Source organism: Staphylococcus sp. HMSC14D10 (assembly GCF_001808125.1).
Lineage (GTDB): Bacteria > Bacillota > Bacilli > Staphylococcales > Staphylococcaceae > Staphylococcus > Staphylococcus haemolyticus.
The window spans coordinates 1,195-2,371 of the sequence record NZ_KV792269.1 but is presented as its reverse complement, the minus strand read 5'-3'; the positions used below and the strand labels follow the sequence as shown (position 1 = coordinate 2,371).

The window sequence follows — 1,177 nt, the reverse complement described above, 5'->3', positions numbered from 1 at the left end:
CTAGTGTACTGTCTCAAAAATAAATGCTCTGTAAAATCGTCTATGCTTGCTCGTTGATTACACCGTTGGAGGCGAAGAAATGAGCGCCCAAGATATCGTCCTGAGTCCTGAAGAAAGCGCCGAACTGAGCCGTCGCACACGATCAGCCACCATCAGTCAGCGTGACGGTCGCCGCGCGAGGGTCATCCTGTTAGCTGCTCAAGGTTGTTCAAGGGTTGAAATAGCCCGCCTGGTTGGATTCTCTCTTCGCTCAGTCACTCTTTGGTGCAAGCGTTTTCAAGAACAGGGACTAGACGGTTTGATCGATAAGCCTGGCCGCGGACGTAAGTCATTCTTGCCGCCAGACGCTATGGCTCGAGTGCTTGAAAAAGTGGTTCAACCTCGTATTGGCCAGCCTCGCTGGAGCTGCCGAAGCATGGCGCAAGTCGCGGGTATTTCTCCGGCCAGCGTCCAGCGTATATGGGCTGCCAATGACATAAAGCCGCACCTGACTCGTACGTTCAAGCTGTCCAACGATCCCAACTTCGAAGAGAAATTCTGGGACGTCATCGGGTTGTATCTGGACCCGCCAGACAAGGCACTGGTGCTGTGCTGCGATGAAAAAAGTCAGGTTCAGGCCTTGGAGCGTACCCAGCCGGGACTGCCTCTGGGCATCGGCCATATCCGCACGCAATCGCACGATTACATTCGCCATGGCACCGTGACCCTGTTCACTGCGCTCGATTACCTTGAGGGGAAGTTGATCAGTTCTATCGAGCGCCAACACCGGCATCAGGAGTGGCTGGACTTCCTAAAGAAAATCAATAGGGAAACGCCCAAGCACCTTCAATTGCACCTGATCGTCGACAACTACGCCACGCACAAACATCCGAAAGTGAAGGCCTGGCTCGAAAAGCACAAGCGCTTCCATATGCATTTCACCCCGACCTCAAGTTCGTGGATGAACATGGTTGAGCGCTTCTTTCGTGACATCACGGTATACCTGCGCGACGGTAGTTTCAGCTCGATTCGCGAATTGGAAAGCTCAATCACCACATTTCTGGCACTGCGAAATGCCCAGCCGACTCGCTACGTTTGGAACGCTAAGGGAGAAGATATTTTGAACAAAATACAGCGAGCCCGCGCGGCAATGACCACGCAGGCATGAGAGAAGTTAATTTTGAGACGGTACACTAGC

1 protein-coding gene is annotated in these 1,177 nt (G+C 53.0%); it reads left to right on the top strand.

Going from position 1 to position 1,177, the window contains the following annotated elements:
• The first annotated feature begins 79 nt into the window (after positions 1 to 79).
• A complete protein-coding gene (locus tag HMPREF3134_RS10215) occupies positions 80 to 1,147 on the top strand; it encodes an IS630-like element ISPsy32 family transposase (RefSeq protein ID WP_032685503.1) in 1,068 nt (355 codons plus the stop codon).
• The last annotated feature ends 30 nt before the right edge of the window (positions 1,148 to 1,177 follow it).